At 67.9% G+C, this 22,390-nt stretch carries 12 protein-coding genes; 6 read left to right on the top strand and 6 right to left on the bottom strand.

Features of this window, described 5'->3' with window-relative positions:
- Positions 1-64: 64 nt before the first annotated feature.
- The 4 genes from ACRWK8_RS06400 to ACRWK8_RS06385 are packed head-to-tail and all read left to right on the top strand — an operon-like array spanning position 65 to position 10,354.
- Positions 65-3,883, top strand: coding sequence for a DUF6079 family protein (locus ACRWK8_RS06400; RefSeq protein ID WP_431868899.1), 3,819 nt, complete (start codon positions 65-67; stop codon positions 3,881-3,883).
- Positions 3,880-6,843, top strand: a complete 2,964-nt coding sequence (pglZ, locus tag ACRWK8_RS06395; RefSeq protein ID WP_431868897.1) for a BREX-2 system phosphatase PglZ — start codon at positions 3,880-3,882, stop codon at positions 6,841-6,843. The genes ACRWK8_RS06400 and pglZ overlap by 4 nt, the downstream gene beginning before the upstream one ends.
- Positions 6,840-8,165 carry a BREX system ATP-binding protein BrxD gene (gene brxD, locus ACRWK8_RS06390; RefSeq protein WP_431868895.1) on the top strand — a complete coding sequence of 442 codons (1,326 nt, stop codon included), beginning with the start codon at positions 6,840-6,842 and terminating at the stop codon, positions 8,163-8,165. The genes pglZ and brxD overlap by 4 nt, the downstream gene beginning before the upstream one ends.
- Before the next feature lie 32 nt (positions 8,166-8,197).
- Entirely contained in the window at positions 8,198-10,354 is a 2,157-nt protein-coding gene (locus ACRWK8_RS06385; RefSeq protein ID WP_431868962.1) for a DEAD/DEAH box helicase, read from the top strand.
- Here ACRWK8_RS06385 and ACRWK8_RS06380 read toward each other — a convergent pair.
- The 6 genes from ACRWK8_RS06380 to ACRWK8_RS06355 form a co-directional block, all read right to left on the bottom strand.
- Entirely contained in the window at positions 10,345-11,100 is a 756-nt protein-coding gene (locus tag ACRWK8_RS06380; protein ID WP_431868893.1) for a hypothetical protein, read from the bottom strand. The two genes, ACRWK8_RS06385 and ACRWK8_RS06380, sit on opposite strands and share 10 nt — an antisense overlap.
- Entirely contained in the window at positions 11,097-12,959 is a 1,863-nt protein-coding gene (locus ACRWK8_RS06375; RefSeq protein WP_431868891.1) for a hypothetical protein, read from the bottom strand. The genes ACRWK8_RS06380 and ACRWK8_RS06375 overlap by 4 nt, the downstream gene beginning before the upstream one ends.
- 17 nt (positions 12,960-12,976) lie before the next feature.
- Positions 12,977-13,789: a hypothetical protein gene (locus tag ACRWK8_RS06370; RefSeq protein ID WP_352387915.1), complete on the bottom strand. Its 813-nt coding sequence runs from the start codon at positions 13,787-13,789 to the stop codon at positions 12,977-12,979.
- 61 nt (positions 13,790-13,850) lie between these two features.
- Complete coding sequence (locus tag ACRWK8_RS06365; RefSeq protein WP_431868960.1) at positions 13,851-14,522, bottom strand: Crp/Fnr family transcriptional regulator; 672 nt, start codon at positions 14,520-14,522, stop codon at positions 13,851-13,853.
- Between the two features lie 201 nt (positions 14,523-14,723).
- A complete protein-coding gene (locus tag ACRWK8_RS06360) occupies positions 14,724-15,932 on the bottom strand; it encodes an McrC family protein (protein WP_431868888.1) in 1,209 nt (402 codons plus the stop codon).
- Positions 15,929-18,022, bottom strand: coding sequence for an McrB family protein (locus tag ACRWK8_RS06355; RefSeq protein ID WP_431868886.1), 2,094 nt, complete (start codon positions 18,020-18,022; stop codon positions 15,929-15,931). Before ACRWK8_RS06355 ends, ACRWK8_RS06360 begins: the two co-directional genes overlap by 4 nt.
- A gap of 231 nt (positions 18,023-18,253) precedes the next feature.
- On the opposite strand from ACRWK8_RS06355, the gene ACRWK8_RS06350 reads away from it, so the two are divergent.
- Both ACRWK8_RS06350 and ACRWK8_RS06345 read left to right on the top strand, forming a co-directional pair.
- Positions 18,254-18,649 carry a hypothetical protein gene (locus ACRWK8_RS06350; protein ID WP_431868885.1) on the top strand — a complete coding sequence of 132 codons (396 nt, stop codon included), beginning with the start codon at positions 18,254-18,256 and terminating at the stop codon, positions 18,647-18,649.
- Positions 18,649-22,359, top strand: a complete 3,711-nt coding sequence (locus ACRWK8_RS06345; protein WP_431868883.1) for a caspase, EACC1-associated type — start codon at positions 18,649-18,651, stop codon at positions 22,357-22,359. Before ACRWK8_RS06350 ends, ACRWK8_RS06345 begins: the two co-directional genes overlap by 1 nt.
- Positions 22,360-22,390 lie beyond the last annotated feature (31 nt).

Below are 22,390 nucleotides of genomic sequence, written 5' to 3'. Positions count from 1 at the left end.
TCGCACTGGCCGCGCCCCACGGTTCCCACTCCCCGAGCAGAACGCAGAAAGGCGCGCCCCGGCGATGACGACCCCTTCCCCTGGTTCGAGCGGCACCGGCCGAGTGATCAGCGACCTGATCGACATCCCCCTCGCCGTCCAGGACGGCGACCTGGTCGTCAAGCTCACCGAGAGCACCTCCACCCGCCAGGCCCAGGCCCTCGCCGAGTACGTGGTCACCCCCCAGCTGGCCGAGAGCTTCGACCAGGCCCTGGAGACCATCCGCTCCTCGGTCACCGACGGCAAGTCCCAGGCCGCCTACCTGCACGGTTCCTTCGGTGCCGGTAAGAGCCACTTCCTCGCGGTGCTCTCCGCGATCCTGGACCACCACCCGGACGCCCGGAGCAAGCCCGGCCTGGCCGACCTGCTCGCCAAGCACGACAGCTGGCTGTCCGGGAAGAAGTTCATCGAGGTCAAGGCGCACCTGGTCGAGAAGGACGTCTCCATCGAGGCCAACATCCTCGGCGGGTACGTGCGCCAGGTGCGTCACGAGTACCCGGACGCTCCGGTCCCGGCGGTCTACCGCGCGGACGGACTGCTGGAGGACGCTCGTGAGCAGCGCGCCCGCACGGGGGACGAGGCGTTCATCGACCTGCTGCCGTCCCGGGGCGACTCCGCCGAGGGTGAGTTCGACGACGTCTGGGGGGAGCTCGCCGGCCCCTCCACCTGGAGCACCGAGACCCTCGACGCCGCCTTCGCCGTCCACCCGGACACCGAGGTCGCCACCGAGCAGGGCCTGCGCCAAGAGCTGATCAGTGCCCTGATCAGCGGTCCCTTCAAGCGCTACACCAGCGCGGTGGGGGACTCCAGCGGTGCCTACGTCAGCATCGACGAGGGCCTGTCCGTCATCAGCCGCCACGCCAAGAAGCACCTGGGCTGCGACGCCGTCGTCCTGCTCCTGGACGAGCTGATCCTGCGCTTCACCGCCTTCATCGGCGACGAGGGCCGGATCAGCAGCGAGGTGCAGAAGATCGCCAAGCTGGTGGAGTCCTCGCACAGCCACCGCCCGGCCCCCATCATCAGCTTCGTGCCCCGCCAGCGGGACCTGCGCGAACTCGTCGGCCTCGGCGGAGGCACCGAGGGCATCTCCCAGACCATCAGCTACTGGGACGGCCGCTTCGGCCACATCAAGCTCGCCGACGCCAACCTCACCGAGATCGCCCGCCACCGCCTCATCAAGCCCCGCAGCGACGAGGCCGCCGCCGAGATCGACGCGGCCTTCGAGCGGATGCGCGGCAGCCGGGCCGAGGTACGCGACACCCTCCTCGACAGCGCGGGCGGAGCCGACACCAGCACCTGGGAGGACTTCCGCAGCCTCTACCCGTTCAGCCCCGCCGCGCTGCACGTCCTAGTGGAGATGTCCTACGCCCTGCAGCGCCAGCGCAGCGCCATCAAGCTCCTCCTGGAACTGCTGGTCAAGTACCGCACCACCCTGCCCGTGGGCCAGATGGTGCCGATCGGCGCCGTCTTCGACGTGCTCATCGAGGGCGAGGCCAAGCCCTTCAAGGACCACCTCAGCGCCGAGTACGCCAAGATCAGCAACTTCTACCTCAACAAGGTCCAGCCCTGGCTGCTGGAGAAGCACGAGGTCACCAAGGCAGAGGTGGCCGGTCTGGACGTGCGCTCCCCGTTCCGCCGGGACGACCTGCTGGTCAAGACCCTCCTGCTGAGCGCGCTCACTCCCAACGTGCCCGCGCTCAAGGACCTCACCGTGGGCCGGGCGATGGCGCTCAACCAGGGCATCGTCAAGGCCCGCCGCCCCGGGCAGGACGTCAAGGCGGCCACCACGTTCTTCCAGGACATGGCAGCCCAGTTCGGTGAGGTGCGGGTCGGCGCGCAGAGCGACAACCCCACCCTGTCCCTGAACCTGCTGCGAGTGGACACCGAGTCCCTGATGCGCAGCGCCTACTCCGCCGCCAACGACCACGCCCTGCGTCGGTTGTTCCAGCGCCTACTGTGGGAGCAGTTCAGGCTGGAGCCGGGGGCCGAGCGCGCCGGGGTGGTCTGGCGCGGCACCCAGCGCGCCGTCGAGCTGGTCTTCGGCAACGTGCGCTCCACCGACGACCTCGGCCGGGAGGAGTTCCGGCCGGTCGCCACGAACGCCGTCCGGGTGGTCATCGACTACCCGTTCGACGACGGCGACCACAGCCCCTCCGAAGACCGCTACCGTGTGCAGGCCCTGCGGGAGGAGTTCGGCGAGACCGTTCCGGGTCTGGTCTGGCTTCCGACGTTCCTGTCGCCGGGCAAGCTGGAGGACGCCCGCCGGATCCTCATGATGGAGTACCTCCTCGAACCCAACGTGATCGAGGAGAAGGCACCCGACTGGAGTAGCGACGACCGCCGTGAGGCCCGCGCCCAGCTGGACAACCAGCGCAACCAGCTCATCGCACAGATCAGCAACCTGCTGCGCGGGGCCTACGGACTGGTGGAGGTGGAGCGGGACAGCAGCGACTACGGCGCCCCCGCCGACCCGCACATCGAGCCGATGCCGCAGGGCCTGAACATCCCTTTGGAGGCCGGCAGCCAGTTCCCGGCCGCCCTCGAGCGGATCACCACCAAGCTCCTGGACCACCTCTACCCCGAGCACCCCGACCTGGCCAGCCCCACCAGGAAGTCCGCGCTGCGGCGCGGCGACCTCAGCATCGTGCTCAAGGCGGTGGAAGAGGCCAAGGCCGACAAGCTCAACCGGTACGAGAACGCCCCCAAGAGCGACCTACCCACCCTGCGACACATCGCCGGTCCGCTGCGCATCGCCACCGTCGGCGAGGTCTTCGTGCTGCGGGACGACTGGCAGCGCGAGATCGACCGGTTCGTCAAGCTCAACATGCCCACCAGCACCGACGTGCGCGTCGGCGACCTCAAGAAGTGGATCCGTGCCCGCGAGGACGGGCAGGGGCTCCCCGAGGACATCGTCGACCTGCTGGTCCTCGTCTACGCCGTACAGAGCGACCGGGCCTGGATCCGGGCGGGCAAGCGCTACACCGGCGCGGACATCGGCCAGCTCGCCGACGACATCGTGCTCCGCCGCCAGGAGCTGCCCTCCGAGGAGGACTTCCAGCAGGCCAACGAGCGCGCACAGCGGATCTTCGGGCTCCCCGCCCAGCCGCTGCTCAACAGCCGGTCCGTGCAGCGCATGGCCGAACAGCTCAAGGAACAGGCACACCGGCTCCAAGCGGGCAGCGAACACCTGGTCCGTGAACTCACCAGGCACACCCAGGTGCTCGGACTGAACGAAGAGGCCCCGCGCCTGCGCACCGCACGCGCTGCGGACGAGCTCCTCGGCCGACTCAGCGGGTTGGCGGACGACACCGAACTGGTCAGGGCGCTCGGCCAGACCGACCTGCCCGAGCAGAGCGGCGTCTACCACCTCAGCATCACGGGGGCGGGTAACCTCGCCCAGGCCCTGGCCGCCGCCCGGTGGGACCTGCTGGAGTCGCTGGAGACCATCATCCATGCGGGTGGCACACACTCCAGCCGGGCCGAGCAGATCCTGGGCGCGCTTCGGGAGGCCGCGCGGCACAACGAGAGCACCCAGAAACTGGCCACCGCCCTCAGCTCCGCCAACAGCGCCGCCAGCGCGCTGAACAACCTCATCATCCGTGAGGCATCCGGAGGACGGGGGACTCCGCCGCACACAAAGCGGGGTGGCGGCACCTGGCCGGAGCACACCGGGGTGCGCGTCGAACACGAACCCACCCTGCCGCAGCCCCCCGCCACTCCCGCCGGGGCCTGGGCCACAGTCGACCCCGGGGTTGGCGTGGACGCGGCCGTCGCCGAGCTGCGCACCCGACTCGGTATCCCCGAGGACCGCAAGATCCAGATCACCATTCGGGAGGCCGAGTGAACAGCGCCACCACCCGGGCCGGTGCGTCCCGTCCCACCGCCCCGGCGCTGGGACGGGTGAGTGCGGAGAGCGTGGCCGGCGCGCTGGAGCGCGCGCTGGACGCCGAGGCCCGGCGCGTCGCCAAGGGCCACCCGCGTTCCGGCGCCACCGCTCTGGCCCTGTCCGCGGCCCCCCATTGGGACGGCACCGACACCCTCACCGTGCAGATCGAGACGGGGCAGGGCACGAACGAGCAGCGAACCGTACGGGTGGTGGGTGCCGACAGCGTCCTGACCCTCGTGCACGCGCTGAGCGGCAACCACGAGGACGTCGACCACGTGGTCGTCCTCACCCCGCTCGACCCCGCCGACCTCGGTGAGGCGCTGCTGGGACGCTTCCTCGGCGAGGAGGTGGTCCGCCTCGACGACTGGGAGCTGCTGCGCGGCGAACTCAAGGTCACCCGGATCGACCCTCGGCTGTACTCGGGCCGACTGAGCTGGCTGGCCGACACCCTGCGCGAGATCAGGGCGACCCACCAGCTCAAACTGGGCACCGGTGTGCTCAAGCTCGAACAGGCACTGTCCATCGCCGTCTCCGCGCGCTTCGGCCGCAAACCCGGCGAACAGGTGGACAGCGCGGCGCTCCTGGAGTGGACCCGCAACCCCGCCTCCGTGGCCGCATTCACCCGTCTGCACGAGGACGAACGGGAGGACCTGCGCCGCGAGGTCGAGGAGAACCTCGGAGCCGTCCCGCGGGTGCTGTTCAAACTCCTGGACCGCGGCCACGCGCTCGACGCCGTCCCCATCGGCCTCACCCTGTCCGAACTCGACGAGGCCGCCCAGGAGGACCGCCCAGACGGGGACCGCGACGCGGCCCGCGCGGCCCAGCACGCCCTGATCCGTGCCCAGGAACGGTACTTCGGCGCCAACCAGCCACAGGCCGGAGAACTGAGGGAGTTCGGCAACGCCTGCACCGCGTCCCTGGTGCGGTTGCTCGACGGTGCGGAGGAGGACCACGCCGACGAGACCGTCCGCCGCACCGAGGAGCTCCTCTTCCAGCTCGACGCCGCACCGGTCGCCCAGGCCAGCCGACTGCTCGACGCGGGGCTGCACACCCGCTTGGCCGAACTCGGGCGGCAGATCACCCTCGCCCTGGGCGAGGACGGACGAGGAGGGCCCCTGCCGCAGGACCTGCGGGAGGTGGAACGGGCACTGGGGCGGCTGCGCGACCACCGCCGCCACGACTCCCGAGACAAGCAGGAGCAGGCACGCGCCGCCACCAACGCGGTGCGACTGCTGCGCCGCATGGCGCTCGGTTCCGCAGATCAGCCTTTGGGGGCCACCACACCCAGCACCGCGCACGGATGGATCCAGGTCCACGTTCAGGAGACCGGATGGGTGGACCGCGCGGCCTCGGCGATCTGGCACCACCACGGTGACGTGCCTGTCTTCGTCCAGGCCCTGGGCACCCTCTACACGCGGGTCCGCGACTGGCGTGCACGCGTTGACGCGGCCTTCGCCACCGCCGTGAACCGCTGGAACAGCGGGCACGCACCCACCGACACCCAACTGCGGGCCGAGAACCTCCTCAACCGAGTGGCCCTGCCGATTGCACAGGACCAGGCACCGCTCGTCATCGTGCTCGACGGAATGAGCGTGGAGGTCGCCGTCCAGCTGGCGGAGGACGTCAACGGAGGCGGACGCCTGGCCGAGGTCGGCCGCACCTCGAAGGGAACCCAGGCCGGTGTGCGCGAGGGCGCTCTGGCCACCGTCCCCTCCATCACCAACTGCTCGCGGGCATCCCTGCTCACCGGCGAACTCACCACGGGCAAACAGGACCGCGAACGCTCCGGCTTCACCGCCCTGTGGAAGAGCACGGCCTTCGGTCAGCGCAGAGCGGTGCTCTACTACCAGCGCGACCTGGAGGTCGGTGCCGGGCTCCACCTGCCCGCGCAGGTACAGGAGGACATCGACGACGCCGAGACCGTCGTCGGAGTCGTCCTCAACACCATCGACGACGCCCTCTCCCGTGGCCGGGAAGCGGACCAGGCCACCTGGTCCACGAAGCAGATCGGCAAGCTCGGTTCGCTCCTGGACGCCGCGGCTCGGGCCGGTCGCCCCGTCGTGCTCACCTCCGACCACGGTCACGTGTGGGACCGGGGGCAGGCCACCAAGACGGTGTCGGGGGAGTCCGCCCGCTACCGCGTCGGGGAACCCGGTGCCGGGGAGATCCTCGCGACCGGAGACCGCGTCCTGTTCGGCGACGGCACCCTCGTCGTGCCCTACCGGGAGGACATCCGCTACACCGATCGCAAGGACGGCTACCACGGCGGCTTCTCCGCGGCCGAGATGGTCATCCCCGTGCTGGTGTTCGTACCCGTGGAGACGGCACGCCGAGGCTCGGGGGAGGGCGGCCACGCCCCCGCCCCGCATGGCTGGCAGCGACTGGGCCCGGCCGAGGTCGAGCCGGTCTGGTGGTCCCAACCGCTGGAGAGCACCCCGGCGGCCGACAACGGGCACCACACGCGGTTCGACGACCTCACCGGGTTCCCCACCCGGGCTCCCCAGAAGGAGAAGGGCGCCAACACCCCGAAACGACGGCCGGGAAAGAAACAGGCCCAGCCCGAGCAGACCCCCGCTCTCTTCGGAGACCAGACCCTGGGGGCGCAGGTGATCGACACCTCCGCGTTCAAAGCCAGCCTCAGCAGGGTCGGCCGGGCACCGGCAGCGGAGGAGATCGCCTCGCTCGTCGACGCCCTCGCCGCCGTGGGCGGAGGCAACCCGCGCCTGCCCGTCGGCGCGGCCTCCCGTGCGGCCAACGGGCCCCAGAGCCACCCACGAGCCGTGCGCTTCCTCAAGATGGTCGGCAAGGTCCTCAACGTCGAGGCCTACCCCGTCCTCACCCTGACCGACGGCGACCGTAGCGTCGAACTCAACACCGCCCTGCTCCAGCAGCAGTTCCTCCGAGGGGGCCGAGCGTGAACTCCGTCAGCGCCGCACGCCGTGAGGAGGTCGTCGGCGCCCTGCGCCGCGGCACCGTCCCGCACGGTGGCCTCGACCTGTTCGCCGTCGGACTCGACCGCTACGAGAACGCCCTCGACAAGGAACTCGGCAACGTCAGCACCGGCGGGGCCGACTTCAAGGCCGTGCGCGGTGAGTACGGCTCCGGCAAGACGTTCTTCGTCCGGTGGCTGGGTGAGCGGGCCAAGCGAGCCAACTTCGCGGTCACCGAGATCCAGATCTCCGAGACCGAGACGCCGCTGCACCGGCTGGAAACCGTCTACCGGCGCCTGACCGAACGGCTCACCACGTCCACCCAGCCCCCCAGCGCGCTGCGCGAGATCGTCGACAACTGGGTGTACTCCCTGGAAGAGGACGTCCTCGCTGACGGCACGGTGGAGGAGACCGACGAGGAGGCGCTCAACCAGGCCGTGGCAGCTCTCCTCGAGCGTCGACTCACCGAGGTCGCCGCCACCAACCCCGGGTTCGCCGCAGCCCTCCGGGGCTACCACCGAGCCCAGGCCGAGGGACAGCCAGCCATCGCCGAGGCACTCATCGCCTGGCTGGGCGGACAGCCCAACGTCGCCGCCGCGGCCAAGCGCTACGCGGGGATCAAGGGCGACCTCGACCACTTCGGCGCGCTGGCAGCGCTCAAGGGGTTGCTGGTGCTGCTGCGCGACTGCGGCCACCCGGGACTGGTGGTCGTCCTGGACGAGCTGGAGACCCTCCAGCGGGCCCGCACCGACACCCGGGAGAAGGGGCTCAACGCGCTGCGACAGCTGCTGGACGAGATCGCCAACAAGCAATTTCCCGGGCTGTACCTGGTCATCACCGGAACACCGGCGTTCTTCGACGGCCCCCAGGGCGTGCAGCGGCTGGCGCCCCTGGCCCAGCGACTGCACACCGACTTCCTCCCCGACCCCCGGCACGACAACCTGTACGCCTCCCAGATCCGCCTCGGTGGTTTCGACCTGGACAAGCTCCACAATTTGGGGGTCGCGGTGCGGGAGCTGTACGCCGACGGGGCCGACGCACCCCAGCGGGTCCGGAGCCGGGTGGACGACAGTTACCTGCTCGGTTTCGCCGAGGCGGTCGCGGGTGAACTGGGTGGCAAGGTCGGCATCGCGCCCAGGCTGTACCTGCGCAAGCTCGTGGACGTGATGGACCGGGTGGACCAGAACGAGGACTTCGACCCCCGTCTGCACTACCACCTCACCGTGGGGGGCAGTGAACTGACCGAGGTCGAACGCGGCGCCCACGTGCGGCGGGCCAACAGCGCGGACGAGGTGGAGCTCGACCTGTGAACGCCTCCTCCGCCGCAGGGGAGGGCAGCAGGGTGGGTGGTTCGGCTCCCGCCGGTGCGGAGCCCAGCACCCTGGACCTGCTGCATCCCACCCTCGCCCACCACGTCGTCAACACCCTGGGGTGGCCGGGGCTGCGCCCCCTGCAGCGCGAGGCCCTGGCCCCGCTCATCGACGGAGACGACGCGATCCTGCTCGCGCCCACGGCTGGAGGTAAGACCGAGGCGGCCCTGTTCCCCCTACTCACCACCATGGCCGGACGAACGGGGGAGGGGCTGTCCCTGCTGTACGTGTGCCCCATCAAGGCGCTGCTCAACAACCTGCTGCCCCGGGCCCAGGCTTATGCAGGGTGGATGGGCCGTACCGCCGAGCTGTGGCACGGTGACATCTCCTCGGCAGGGAGGCAGCGGATCCTGCGCAACCGGCCCGACATCCTGCTCACCACGCCCGAGTCACTCGAGTCGATGCTCGTGAGCACCAAGGTCGACCACCGGGCGTTCTTCAAGAACCTGCACGGCATCGTCGTGGACGAGGTACACGCCTTCGCGGGGGACGATCGGGGCTGGCATCTGCTCGCTGTCCTGGAACGTCTTTCCCGGGTGGCCGGGCGACCGATCCAGCGGGTGGGGCTCTCCGCGACCGTCGGCAACCCCGAGGAGCTGCTGGCCTGGCTGCAGGGGTCCTTGTCCGGTGAGCGACCTGGGCGGGTGATCGCCCCCGGGGTGAGCCTGCCCCGGGCAGGCCATGTCCCTGATGACCCCCCGCCCGGTGAGGTCGAACTCGACTACGTGGGTTCTCTGCGCAACGCCGCCAAGGTCATCGCCTCCCTCCACGCGGGCGAGAAGCGCCTGGTGTTCTGCGACTCCCGCAAGTACGTGGAGGAACTCGGCCACACCCTGCGCGAGTTCGGGGTGACCACCTTCCTGTCACACGCCTCCCTTGCCCTGGACGAACGCCGCCGCGCCGAGGCGGCCTTCACCGAGGCCCGCGACTGCGTCATCGTTGCGACCAGCACCCTGGAGCTCGGCATCGATGTGGGCGACCTCGACCGGGTCATCCAGATCAACGCGCCAGGGACCGTCGCCTCGTTCCTGCAGCGCATCGGCCGCACCGGGCGCCGCCAGGGGAGTGCTCGCAACTGTCTGTTCCTCGCGGTGGACAAGCCCGGCCTGTTGGACGCCGCCGCGCTCCTGCACCTGTGGGGCGAGCACTGGGTCGAACCGGTGGTTCCCACCCCGGAACCCCGGCACATCGTCGCCCAGCAACTGCTCGCCCTGTGCCTGCAGGAACCCCAGGTGGCCCGAGAGCTGTGGCCCGAGTGGTGGGGTGACCTGGAACCGTTCCGCAAGGGGGAGCCCATCGCAGCGCACCTGGTTCGCGAGGGCTTCATCGACCTCGACGGCGGGTTGATGATGGTCGGCCCCGAGGCGGAGAAGCGCTTCGGGCACCGCCACTTCATGGAACTGACCAGCGTCTTCACCGCGCCGCCCCAGTTCACCGCCCTGCACGGGCGTACCGAGATCGGCCGCGTGGACCCTTCGCTGTTGGCCGCGGACGAGAAGGAAGCCGGTCCCCGCCGCCTCCTTCTTGCCGGTCGTACCTGGGTGGTCACCTGGGTGGACTGGCGCCGACAGCGCTGCCAGGTCGAACCGGTCGAAGGCGGGGGTGGCAAGGCCAAGTGGGACTCGGGCGGTCACCTGGGCTCCTTCTTCGCCCTGACCCGAGCCGTTCGGGAGGTGCTGCTCGGAGCCGACCCCAAGGTGCGGCTCACCCAGCGCGCGGTCAAGGCCCTGGCTGAGGCTCGTGAGGAACATCTGGACATGGTCCACCCCAGGGGAACGGTCATCGTCCGTGCCTCCAACGGCGACCTGCGCTGGTGGACCTGGGCGGGAGCACGGGCCAACCTGACCCTGGCCGCCACGCTCGGTTCTGCCGCTGATCCCAAACAGCAACCCAACGACGCCTGTCTGCGCCTCAACCCTGAGTTGGACCCGCGTTCCTGGGCCGCCGCCAAACAGGCGGCCCAGGAACGGGTGGTGCTTCCCGAGGTCTCCATCCGTGCACTGGACGGATTGAAGTTCAACGCGGCTCTACCGGAGCACCTGGCCCGGCGCACGTTGTCCGCGAGGCTGGCCGACGTCGAGGGTGCCTCAGCCCTGCTGAGAGCTCCCACCCGCTTTGTTCAGTTGTGACCTGCTCGGGAATTGCGCCGGTCACTCGTTGGCGGGACCGGGGGGTCGTTCGGCTTGCTGGCCAGGTCCTGCCAGTTCATCTGATCGACAAGAGCACGAGCCAAGTTGAGGAAGGCCTGAAAACGAGTCTCGTCAGTCTCCATTCGCTCGATCAGAGAGGCGAAGAGGGAGGCTGCTCGTGTGTACCGGCTCTGTGGGTCGTCCTGCTTACGCACTAGAGGGAGGATGACACTGTTGAACTTTTCCCAGGACTCGATCGATGCATCGTGGTGTTGTAACCACCAGGCACGTGCGATATCCGCATCGTGAAGGATGTGTCTGCACAAGTGTGTGGCTTGGTCGCTGAGCATTGCCCGCTCGATATGCGCTTGACGGCGTGCGGCGTCATACTCCGCTAGTCGCTTCCTGCTCGCGGCGCTGAGGCGTAGCCTGACTCGTGCGCAGACGCTCAAATCAGGGTGAATCGTGGACGCGGCTCGCTGCCAGGAGACCAATTCCAGAGTCACCCTCTCCTGGAGATCGCGATCGATGTCAGGAAACGAACGATGCTCGACCCGCTGCGCGATCCCCTGCACCGCGACGACGGTTGCGGCCCGGGCCACGGACCGTTCGGATAGGGACAGCTTGCCCTGGCCGCAGCGGTACCAAGCGGTTCCGCGCATACGTAGGTCCACACCGGGGATCCCGGAAGGCAGCGTGGAATTCAGGCGAACCCGTCCTTGCCGACGAATTCGGTACGCGGTCATTTGGACGGGGCCTCCTCGTTCGGGTCGGCCATGATGAACCTCAGTAGGCCTCGACTTCCCGGCGTGTCCTTTGCGATGTACTGGTACATCAAAGAATCCTGTTCGCGCCTAAACACCTCAGCCAGCAGCTGTTGGCTTTCCTTGGGGAGCTCGCCTTGGCTGACTAGCTCCGACCACTCGGCGAAGGCACGACCCGCGGGTGACCCTAGGTCCTGTCCCTCCACCGCCCTGCTCCAGGTCTGCACGAGCCAGGTCCGATCCTCGGCCGAACGTAGGCGTTCTCCGTTCGGCCCGAGAAGGAGAGTTCGCCCTGCGGAACTGCCAGCCAGGGATAGGAACGCCGCTCGGCCTGCAGCTTGGAGCTCTTCCTTCGAAAGCCAGGAACGTAGAGCTCTGAAAACCAGGTCGGGTTCGGTCCTGGCCAGATTTGCCAGGGCCCGGGCCAACTCGGTCGAATCGCTCTGATCGTTCTCGGCTACCAGTCGGAGTCGGATGAGCGCGATCTCTGGCTTACGAGTGCCCAGTTCACCCCCGCAGATCTCGGTGACGAGGGACAGAGCGTTCTTGTTCGGCTTCCCCTTGACCCAGCGGTACAGCTGGTTGCGCACGTAGGCTCCATTTCCGGAGCTGAGCGCCGCCTCTGTCAGTACCTGAACTGCGATGGAATGCCGTGCTTCGGACAGGTCCGTGGTAACCGTGCGCAATAGTTCGGCGTCGTTCTCTTCGCATGCCAGGTGAACGACGCGTTCCATCGCCCGCTTGACATCGCCCTTGGGCAAAGGCCCGAGCGCGAAAACCTCTCCGATCCATTCTAGGACCTGCTTCCGAATCCCAGGGAACTCCTTCAGGAGATGGCGGAGCACAGCGAGATCCAACTTCGCGCGGTCTTTGCTGAGGTTCACTATCCCGTTCTCATGGGGCACATGCGCGGCCTGCATCTTCTTCCCCAAGGTCGGTTCCTGGGCGAGTGCAACGGGAGTCCGATCTACTCCCAGGCGTCCGAGAAGGAGGTTGGAGCTGGCGATCACGGATCGTCCCGGGGCCTTATCGATCAGGGCCGTCGACCAGAGTACGGTACGGGTGGTGAGCAAGTCAGGTGCGGGTTTGATATCCGCTGGATAGAGCAGTCTGCCTTCGATGTACTCCCGCCACCCGGTGAACTCACCCAGCCTTTTCGCGAGGTCCTCTTTATCCAAGGAAGCAGAGATGATTTCCGAGAGCCGAAGGGCATCCGACGGTCGTGGCCGGGAGGAGATGATCGCGGCGACGCCACTCTCGGACAACCAACCGACTCGATCCTCACTTTTGCGTAGCTTGAGGTTCCTCGTGATGAGTGTTGTGGGGTCGGGACCATCGAACCGGAACGTGACCTGCTGGGTTGCGTGAGCCAGTGAACCGTCCCAAAGCTCTGGTGTCGAAAGGACCACGGTGTACTGGCGACGTTGCAGGTTCTGCTTGCCGTAGTCGACCAAATGTCGCCCGAAGTCCTCATCCGGAAGCTCATGGGAGGTGAAGGACAAGTCCAGTACTACCCCTTCTCTTTGGAGCTCTGGGAGGTACTTGGTCTTGGGCTTCGACCAGTCAGGGTTCAGGCGGTAGATGCTTCCATTGGGTGGGAGCGCAAGCCGGAGAAGGCGTAGTCCTAGGATTCCGCGGCCGCTGCCAATCGCACCCACCAGCACGATGAGGCCGTGGCGCTGCAGAGCGGTTTGGGCGGCGTGCCACTGCGCTGTCTCACCGGGTTCGACGAAGTCGGCACCGGAAGCCCTCAGGTCGTCCCATGAGACGGGTTCGGGAGCGACGTACTCTTCACCGAAGAACGCGTTGTGGGCCTGGACACCTGTTCCTCCGGTCTGCACTTGCATATGGTTTGTAGTCATCGGTCGCCCCCGGGGTGGTTGTTGATGCTGTGGTTGGTGAAGTGCTCGGTCTGGACGATGGTGCCGTTGCCCTTGGCGCTGAACTTGGATACTGGTGGCTGTCTGAGATCCGCCCGCTCCGAGGAGACAGGGTTGGGTGCCTGCCTCTGCTCGGTGAGGAGTAGATCTGGGTCGGCAAGAGCCCAGTCGAGTCCGGGGACGTGTATCCAGGCGGGCTTCTCGAAGGACTTCACCCGTACCAGACAGTGGGCGAACTCCTGCGGACCGGCTCCGTTGGTCGCGCAGCCGCTGCGGTAGACGTCCTCGTAGGCTCGCTCGGAGACGATCATGGCCAGCGGAGTCAGAGCCGGAGTGGCACGCGAGAGCAGGCCGCGGAGCCGGTCGTCGTCCAGTAGCCGGTGGGTTTCCACCATGGGTTCGCCGATGCCGCTGTCGGGGAGTGGCCCGACATGCACGCTGAGGCGGAGCTGGAGCGGTCGGCCGTCAGGCCGTGGGTGGTCACGCAGTACGTCGTTCAGTGCGCGGGGAAGGCAGCTCACCAGCGCGGGAAGGTGTTCCGGGTCGACACCTGCCACGTACCCGTCGCCGGTGTGCTGGCCGAAGTAGCGCTCTTCCCAGGTATCGAGACCGACAGCGGACATTGCCTCGCTCAAGAGGAGTAGGACGTCCTCGTTCACCACCGCCATGCCTTCGCTGTCGAGCGAGCCGAAGTCCCGGGCGTCCACCGCGACCACAGCTCGGTAGGGGTTTAGCTTCTGTGAGTCCCAGAGCGTCATCGTCCGGCTTCCGAACATCCTGATTTCGTTCATGTTCGGAGCATCGTTTGTGACGAGCGGGGATATCGTCTGATTCTGGACGTTGGCGCGTGGGTCAGATCACGTTTCTCATCTCCTGGCTCGTGTAGAGACCAAGCGCTTCAATATCTGCGACCTCGATGTGCTTTCGTCCACATTTGATGAGTCCGAGCGCTTTGAGTTGCCCCAGGGTCTCGATTGCAGTCGCGCGGCTCATCCGGAGCATGAGCCCTAGCTCCGCTCGGTCCATCCCGAGCTGGATGGTGACACTCTGTCCGTTGCGCTCACCCACCTCGAGCGCGAGGTGGGTGAGGAAGCGCGCCATGCGGATCTCTGTCGGGTCACACCTGAGGCTTCGGAGGTGGGCTTCTTTCTCGAGCGAGCGATTGAGGGCGAAGCGGTGCAATGCTCCGGTCAGTTGCTTCCGCTCCACCAGGGAGCGAAACGTGGAAGCGGGGATGCTGTGACCGACGCACCTGTTCACTGCCCACACGGAAGCGCTCCTGGGCTGATTCAGGAGTACGCCTACTTCACCCAGGAGTTCACCGGGACCTCGCAGTGCCAACGGGACGACCTGCCCAGCCCGAGAACTCTCGGTGACCTTGACGGTCCCTTGGATCAGTACAACAACGGAGTCCGATGTTTGGCCCTGCTGCATCAGAGGAGCGCTTGGAGAATAGGACCGGCGAGTGCCACCGCGGAGCAGCTCGTCCCATGCCGGTTCCGGTACGTAGTGGTGGAAGTTCATGATGTGGTTCTCCGGTTCAAGGTGGTAAGCGGTGCTGTCCCGGAGTGTGCCAAGGTTCGCTGACATTTTTCTTCCGCTAATGTCACCATTGGTGAAATGCACAGCTTGGAAAGTGTTATTCGTACGTGAGTTCTGACTTCGGGCGGACGTCAGTTCGGTTCTCCTGGGGCGCGCACCGCTCGCCGGGGAAGAGCTCGAGCCTCATACAGGCGTGCGCAGCTCGGTGGCGATGGTGTCCACCTGGGTGAGTAGCACATCCGGTTCGGTGTCCAGGTTCAGCGCGTGCTGGTGGACGGTGACGCCCGGACCTCCGTGGAGGTGGTGACGCGTGGTCGCAGTTCCTGGGCCCGCCGCATAGACCAGGTGGCCCTCGGGCAGGTTGAGGCGCGTGCAATAGGCCAACAGCTGGTAGAGGTCACCCGTGTTGCCTCCAGCGCCCTTGACCTGCTTGTACTTGACGTCCACCACTCCGCCAGGACTGTGGGCCCCTGGCGGCTCGTAGACGAGGTCTGGGCGGAGTTGGGCGGTTTCTGCGTGGTCGAGGTGGAAGCGCCGATCCTGCAGCAGGCAGCGTCCGCCGGTGGAACGCAGCGCTTCGGTGAGGGCACGGGTCACGAAATCCTCGAAGACCTGCCACATGCGCAGGACGAGACCGTCAGCGCGTAGACCGGGGCTTTCCTCGAACTCGTAGGAACCGGACCTCAGAACGATTTCGGCCAGACGGAGAGGCGACTGGAGACGGGCATTCAGCCGACTCGGACTCCAGGTGGGAAGGCCCTGGCGGGGGTCAAGAGAGCTCACCCCATCCAGTCGGACGAGGATCCGGCGAAGAAGCGCGCGGGTGGCGGGTGCGAGGTCCCGCTCACGAAGCAGCTTCCGTGCTGCGGTCAACAGAAGCCGGTTCTCCGGGATGTCCACGGTGTGGTCGTCGTAGCGAATCTCCGCGGGCAGGGGCCTGCCGAAACGGTGACGGATCTGGTCGGCGGTCCGCAAACGGCCCCGGAGAACAGTCGACGACTCCTCGACGGTTCTGTAGCCCTGGAGAACCCCCTGGTTCAGGGCACTCTCACACATGCGCGCGAAGGCATGCGCGATGGCGGGAACCAGCTCTTGGTGCTCCTCGACGTTCGTGGCGTGCCGGTGCCATTCGACGCCCTTCTGCGCGTGGCCGAGGAGGAAGAACAACCGCCGGACGGGCAGCTTGGGGGTGATGACCAGATCGATTGAGGTCTGCGCCGAGCTCAGCCGCGTGGATCCGACCATTTCGCGGTCAGCGGTGACGCACCAGTCGCCGCCGGGTTCCGGAGTCACGGTGACCAGTTTCGACACGGTGAGCAGCGCGGCCTGCGCGGTCGTGAGGGGAACACCTCGCTGCGGCCTGTGCTCGGTCAGCCGCAGGACCCCGGTCATGGCCGCTCGTCCAGTCCCAAAGCCCTGTACAGGGACTCGAGTCCGTACCTCGCGGGCACGTCCGTGCCGTCGCCGTAGTGGTGCTCCTCGAGCAGTGGCAGGATCTGGTGTCGCCAGACGCGTTCCAGACCGGCGGCGGATTCGTGGACCGATGTTCTCATCAGGTATGAGGGGCCGACACGGAAGTCGTGGTCCTCGATCCGGCTGTTGAGTTCGTCCAACAGCAGAGCCGGGGTGGCCGGCAGAGCGTGATGTTCCAACCAGCGTCGCAGGACTGACGACACTGGTGCGGAGCTGGGGTGCAGTTCGGTGAACCAGAAACGTCGGCGCATCGCCGTGTCGACAAGAGCGATCGAGCGGTCCGCGGTGTTCATCGTGCCGATGATGATGAGGTTCTGAGGGAGGACGAACCCGGCGTCGCCCTCGGAACCGTACAGAAGGCGGACGGATCTGTTCCGGTACTCCAGTAGGAAGTAGAGCTCTCCGAAGACCTTTGCGAGGTTGCCTCGGTTGATCTCGTCGATGATGAGGACGAACGGTTCCGCTGGGTGCCGGCGAGCGGCGCTGGCGAGCGTGCGCAGCGGTCCGTGAGTCAGAGTGAAGCCTGCGGATCGTTCCGCGTCACCGGGGTACGGCCGGTACCCCTCGAAGAAGTCCTCGTAGGAGTAGGACGGATGGAACTGGACGAGTTGGACGTTCTCGGGTCGGTCACTGGTGAGGTGGCGGGCGAGTTCCTGAGCCACGTGAGTCTTCCCGGTTCCGGGTGGACCGTAGAGGACCAGTTGGGGTTTGTCGCGCAGGAGATCGACGCATTCGGCGAGCCAGTCCTCGTCCATGAACACGCGGTGCGCGAGCTCGGGTGTCGGAGAAGGGAGTGCGGCCTCCATCGGTGTCGAGGGACGATGCGAAGCTCCGGAAAGGAGCTCGTCCAGTTCCTGGGAGAAACCGGTGAGGTCGAGCAGGTCAGCGTTGGGTGTGCCGATTCTGGATGCGAGCTCGGTCGAGAGATCCGCGAACACGTCCAGCGGCGCGGATCGTGTGTGCCAGTCAATGCGACGTATCAGGTGGCCTGGCAGGAGCGAGACATTGCTTTCCAGCTCGCTATCGGACACCGTTCCGAGGTGGACCTGCCGACCCACGTTGGTCAGGAGGGTGTCCCCGGCGCGCATCTTGGAGACGAAGCTGTGCAGCGCGTAGCTCAGCTGGTCGTGTTCCCTGACCGACCAGTGCGGCAGTAGCTGCTGCACGGTGTCGCGCACCTCGGCTTCGCTCACCCCTGTGCGCAGGGTGTCGGCGCCTGCCGAGGGTATGGCGCAGATGCCGCGCGCCAACCAGAGCGCATCGACGCTCGAGTCGCCACCGACGCCAGTGCTGCGGAGCAACCAGGCCCTCGGGGGAACGTTGGTTTCCTCCTGTGTGTCTTCCCGCGCGGTCGATCCGAGCAGATCCCGCAACTCCTTGAGGGAGACACGGTAGCTCGTGAGCGTCCAACCTCCGGGCCCGAGGATGGCATCCGCCTCCAACAACTTGTTGGCCTCGGAGTTCTCCCGCTCAGTGAGATGCGCCGAAGCGGGGGACCGGGCTTCCTCGTCGAGAACGCGGTGCCAGCCTTCGGGCCGGACCGCGGAGAGGTGCTGGGCCAAGCACCCCTCGTCCAGGCCCGTCAACATGGCGAGATCGGGCAGAGCCACCCAACCCCCTTCAGGCAGGGACTGGAGCACGGCGTAGGCACATTCGTGTTCGCTCTGCTTCCGCCTCCACGTCAGGTACCGAGTTCGGATGAGGCGGTAGAGCTCACTTCCGTCACTCGCCTCAGAAAGAATGTGCAGGCCCGCCCCAGTCAGCGTCCAAGTGCCGTTGCCGTCCTTGCGTATCCAGCCAGCCTTGACCGCTTCGGTGGCAATCCATCCCATGTGCATGGACGGGGTGGTCGTGCCTTCCACCACCTTGACCCATCCCGTCTCCAGGTCAGGAATCGAGTCGCGAACACGCTCCTGGACCGAATTCTTGTGGAGGCCCTCCGGATGCTCACTCAAGACCTCGAACAGGGCACGTGTGATGCGGGAGCTGAGTTCGCTTCGGGACGCCACGTGGTTCGCCTTCCGGGACAGGGGCACAGCCGGGGAACGAGCGTACAAGTCGCATAGATGCCTGTTGTGCAGTCCTGGACTCGCAGGGCATTCCTTTTGTCGCATGGCCGGTTCCGGTCAGTGGCCGCAAGTCCCTGACGAACGACGTATCCGGCTGGTAGACCTGCGTGGCGGAGTGTCAGCGGGTCGTGACGGAGCGGCCCCTTGTCGGGGAATCGGGAGAACGCGCGCGTGGAGCCGAGCGAGCTGGTGGCCAGGGTCGACTTCGACGAGGACGTCACGGAGGAAGAGGCGGAACAGCACACCCGGGACCTGGTGCTCCTGTTGGAGGACCTGGACGTCGACGAGGTCGGTGTGGCGGAGGGTGAGGCAGCCGAGAGGACCAGGTCCGCTGATCCCGCGCTGCTCGCGGGGGCGGTGGTGGTGGCCGGTGCGATCCTCAAACCGGTGCTCGCCGCTCTGGTGACGCTGTTGGGGCAGTGGATCGAACAGAGCGGCCAGCGGTCGGTGACGGTCGAGTACGGCGACGCCAAGGTCACCGTGAAGGGACGCGTGGCCACGAAGGACGTCGAGGCCTACGCGCGGGCCCTGAACGAGGGGCGCAAGCCCCGGGGGACCGGTGACTGATGCGCCGGACAGCGATCCTCATCGGGGTCAACCGCTACGAGGACCTGGCAGGGCTCGACTCACCGCGCGAGGACGTCCGAGCCATCGAGAGGGTCCTCAAGGCCAACGGGCACTACGACCGGGTCCAGCCCCTGCTGGAACCCACCCGCAACGAGGCCATGGAGGCCCTGGAGACGGCGCTGTCGGAGGGCAGGCCCGACGACCTGCTCCTGGTCTCCTTCTCCGGGCACGGGGTGAAGGACAAGCGGGGACGACTGCACCTGGCACTACGGGACACGCGCCGCAAGCGCCTGGAGACGACCGCGCTGTCCGCGGAGGTCCTCAAGCGGTTGCTGGAGGACTCTCGGATGCGCAGCAAGGTGCTGTTGCTGGACTGCTGTCACGGAGGGGCTTTCGCTGACGGCTTCGCGACCCGGTCCGGTGGTGGGGAGGAGGCCGAACCCCTCGATCTGGAGCGCCAGCTCAGCGATGGTGCGGGGACCTACGTGATCGCGGCCTCGGGCGCCCTGGAACTGGCCCGGGAGGGTGACAACAGAGCGGGTGCGCGTCCGTCCCCTTTCAGTGCCTCCGTGGTGCGGGGGTTGGCGGGCGCGGCCACCGACTCCAACGGGGACGGGTGGATCGACGCGGTCGACCTCTACCAGCACGTCCACCGCGAGGTCGACCACGTCGAGGGCCAACGCGTCACCGTCTCCTCTCTGGGAGTGCGCGGGTCGCTGGTGCTGGCCCGGCACACGGGGTCGGCGACCGCCGCCGACCTGCCGAAGGCGTCCGGATCGGCCGGAACGGGGGAAGGGGGGAGCGCCGGGGAGGGACGTCCGGATGCTCCCACCGGAGAGGAGAGCCGCGGCGCTCCCCGTGCGGGTGGTGTGTGGGGCTGGGGTCCCTACCTCGACTACCTGCGCGACTGCCTGACGAGGCAGAGCGTGCTACAGCAGCTGCCGGACGCGAACGGCCGGGACGCGGCGGTCTGCGACATGGGCTCGGAGGTGCTCCTGAGCAGGGTGGAGGACCGGTGGCGACTGACCGGTCGGGCCGAGGGCCTGGCCCGGGAGGCGGTCGACGAGGGCCGCCCCCTGCGCTACGGCTATCCGACGGTGCTCTTCGATCCGGTGCGGTCCGAGCGCGGCCGTGGCCGCAAAGCCAAACTCGCCCCGCTGTTCGTGATGGACGTGGAGGTCGAGGAGGAGGACGGTGAGCACTTCCTGGTTCCGGTCGGCGAGCCGGAGCTCAACCGGGAACTGCTGGTCTCGGCAGCCGACCTCGATGAGGGGGACATCGAGGAACTGGTCACCTGGTTCGAGGCCGACTGGGACGGCGGTGGGGTCTCGGGCCTGGCGGACAAGGCGCGCACGGTCTGCGTCAAGCTGGACCTGACCAGGGTCGACGACCTGGTCGCCGGGGAACTGCGCTCGTCGTGGGACGTGCGGCACGGTGCCCGCAGGGGTGCCCAGAACGTCGCTGTCCTCTATCGGGGCGACCCCGCCGGGGCGGCCGTCAAACAGCTTCTCGGTGATCTGGACCGGAGCGGTGGCGGGATCCGCCTCGAGAGGATCGGCGGGACGGCGCTGGGAGCCCTGTCCGGCGCCTCTCCCATCGACGGTGCGGCGCGACCGGTGCCGCCCGTCGTGACCGGCCGCAGCAACACCGCGCAGGAGGAGATCCTCGCCTCCGCCATGAGCCAGGTACTGACCGTGGCCACGGGCGCTCCCGGAACCGGTAAGAGCGAACTCATCACCTCCGTGGTCACCACGGCCGTCGCGGCGGGCCAGTCGGTCCTGGTCGCCTCCACCAACAACACGGCCGTGGACGAGGTGGTCACGAGGGTGAACAAGCTCGGACCGGAGGCGGACCTCATGGTGCGCACCGGCAACCAGGAACACCGTGCGCGTGAACCCGAAAAACTCAACGCCCTGTTGGCCGCCGAGTGGGACGAGGCGGACGCGGCCACCGCGCACGCCCGTCTGGCGGTCCATCAGCGGGGGTTGGACACGGGCCGTGACGAGCTGGCGGAGGCGGAGCGGACCGAGCGGCGGCTGGCGCTCCTGGCCGAGGCCCGCAACCGGTTGCGGCGCGGACTGCCGACGGCGGTCGCCGCGTCCGCCTTCGAGAGCACACGGGACCGGAACCGCTGGACCCGCAGGGTGGAGGCGGCGCTGGAGTCACGCTGGGCGGGGTGGTGGCACCGGTGGTTGACGTGTCGTGGGCTCGGCATCTCGGGGACGGACCAGGAACTGTCCGGCATCCTGGCCTACCTGACCACGGAGAACGAGTGGTGGGAGCTGCGCGAGCGGTCGGAGCGGGGGCCGACTCCCGAGCAGACCGTCGACAGGATGCGCGAGCTGCGCGAGGAACGGCGCGAAGCCAGCACCGAGTACCTGCTGGGTCGGGTCGCGGACTCGCTGCGGCGGGGGAGGACCGTCATCGAGGGGCGTCTGCGTAATCTCGCCTCGGGTCAGAACGGGTGGAAGGGCATGAAGGCGCTGGTGCGCACCGTGCCCGCCTGGGCCACCACGTCCCGCTCGGTGCGCGGGGTCTTCCCGCCCGAACCCGGGCTGTTCGACCTGGTGGTGATCGACGAGGCCAGTCAGTGCACGGTCGCGGATCTGGTCCCGCTGCTCTACCGGTCGCGACGGGCCCTGGTGATCGGCGATCCCTACCAGCTGCAACCGGTCAATCCCATGACCGCACGGGACGACCGGCGAATCCTCTCCGTCCACGGGTTGCCCGCGGTGGAGACGGAGGAACGGTCGCTCTCCTTCGGTGGGTCCTCCGCGTACCACGCGGCGGCGTCCGCGCTGGTCGCAAGCGGTGGCGAGGTCCTGTGGCTGGACGAGCACTACCGGTGTCACCCCGACATCGTCGCACCGGTGAACCGGCGCTTCTACGGCGAGCGCCTGGCGGTACGCACCAACAGCGCGGCACTCGTCGCGGCGGGGGACCCCGCCGTGCGGTGGATCGACGTGCGCGGTGCCTGCGAACGTCCCGGGGGACGGTCCTGCCTCAACCGGGAGGAGGCGGAATCGGTGCTCGACCTGCTCCGCAAACTGTGGCTTTCCCTGCCTCCGGAGGCGAGCATCGGTGTGGTGTCGCCCTTCGCCCCGCAGGTGCGCCTCATCGAGGAGAAACTCGGGGACGGGGCCGCCGACCGCATTCGCGTGGGCACGGCTCACCGGTTCCAGGGTGGGGAGCGCGACGTCGTCGTGATCTCACCGGCGGCGGCGACCGGTGTGCACCGGAGCAGCGGGAACTGGGCGCGTCAGCAGCAGAACCTGTGGAACGTGGCGGTCACCCGCGCTCGCTCGCGCCTGTACGTGGTCGGCGACCGCGAGTACTGGGCCGACCAGGGCGGGCTGTTGGGTGACCTCGCGGCGCAGACGGAGGATCCGAGCGGCGGCGGGGGGCTCGACGAGGCGGGCAGCCTTCTGTTCGAGGCGCTCACCACGCGCGGAACGGGCCCGAGGGTGGGCCACCGTGTCGAGGGGTACGCCTGTGACCTGTGGGTGCCGGGGAACACGGACACGGCCGTGATCGTCGACCGTGCCGGGGTCGGTTCCACGGCCGCTCCTGCTCCGGGGCGGACACTTCAGCGGGTTCTGGACAGGGCGGCCCTGTTCGAGGAGGTCTCCGGCGTTCGTACGGTGCGCGTTCCCGCCTGGCGATGCCTCGTCGAACCCGAGGCGGTGGCCGAGGAGCTCACCACGGCCTGAGCGGGGCGGAGCCGTCATCCGGCTCGGCCCC

This window comes from Nocardiopsis eucommiae, assembly GCF_965344335.1.
GTDB lineage: Bacteria > Actinomycetota > Actinomycetes > Streptosporangiales > Streptosporangiaceae > Nocardiopsis > Nocardiopsis eucommiae.
The sequence above is the reverse complement of the archived record's forward strand: the minus strand, read 5'-3'. Positions and strand labels throughout refer to the sequence as shown.

Bases quoted from the DNA above. Each gene is read 5' to 3' on its own strand.
- ACRWK8_RS06380 (WP_431868893.1), bottom strand. From the start codon at position 11,100: ATGACCGCGTACCGAATTCGTCGGCAAGGACGGGTTCGCCTGAATTCC.
- ACRWK8_RS06360 (WP_431868888.1), bottom strand. From the start codon at position 15,932: ATGACCGGGGTCCTGCGGCTGACCGAGCACAGGCCGCAGCGAGGTGTT.
- ACRWK8_RS06365 (WP_431868960.1), bottom strand. From the start codon at position 14,522: ATGAACTTCCACCACTACGTACCGGAACCGGCATGGGACGAGCTGCTC.
- ACRWK8_RS06370 (WP_352387915.1), bottom strand. From the start codon at position 13,789: ATGAACGAAATCAGGATGTTCGGAAGCCGGACGATGACGCTCTGGGAC.
- ACRWK8_RS06345 (WP_431868883.1), top strand. From the start codon at position 18,649: ATGCGCCGGACAGCGATCCTCATCGGGGTCAACCGCTACGAGGACCTG.
- ACRWK8_RS06400 (WP_431868899.1), top strand. From the start codon at position 65: ATGACGACCCCTTCCCCTGGTTCGAGCGGCACCGGCCGAGTGATCAGC.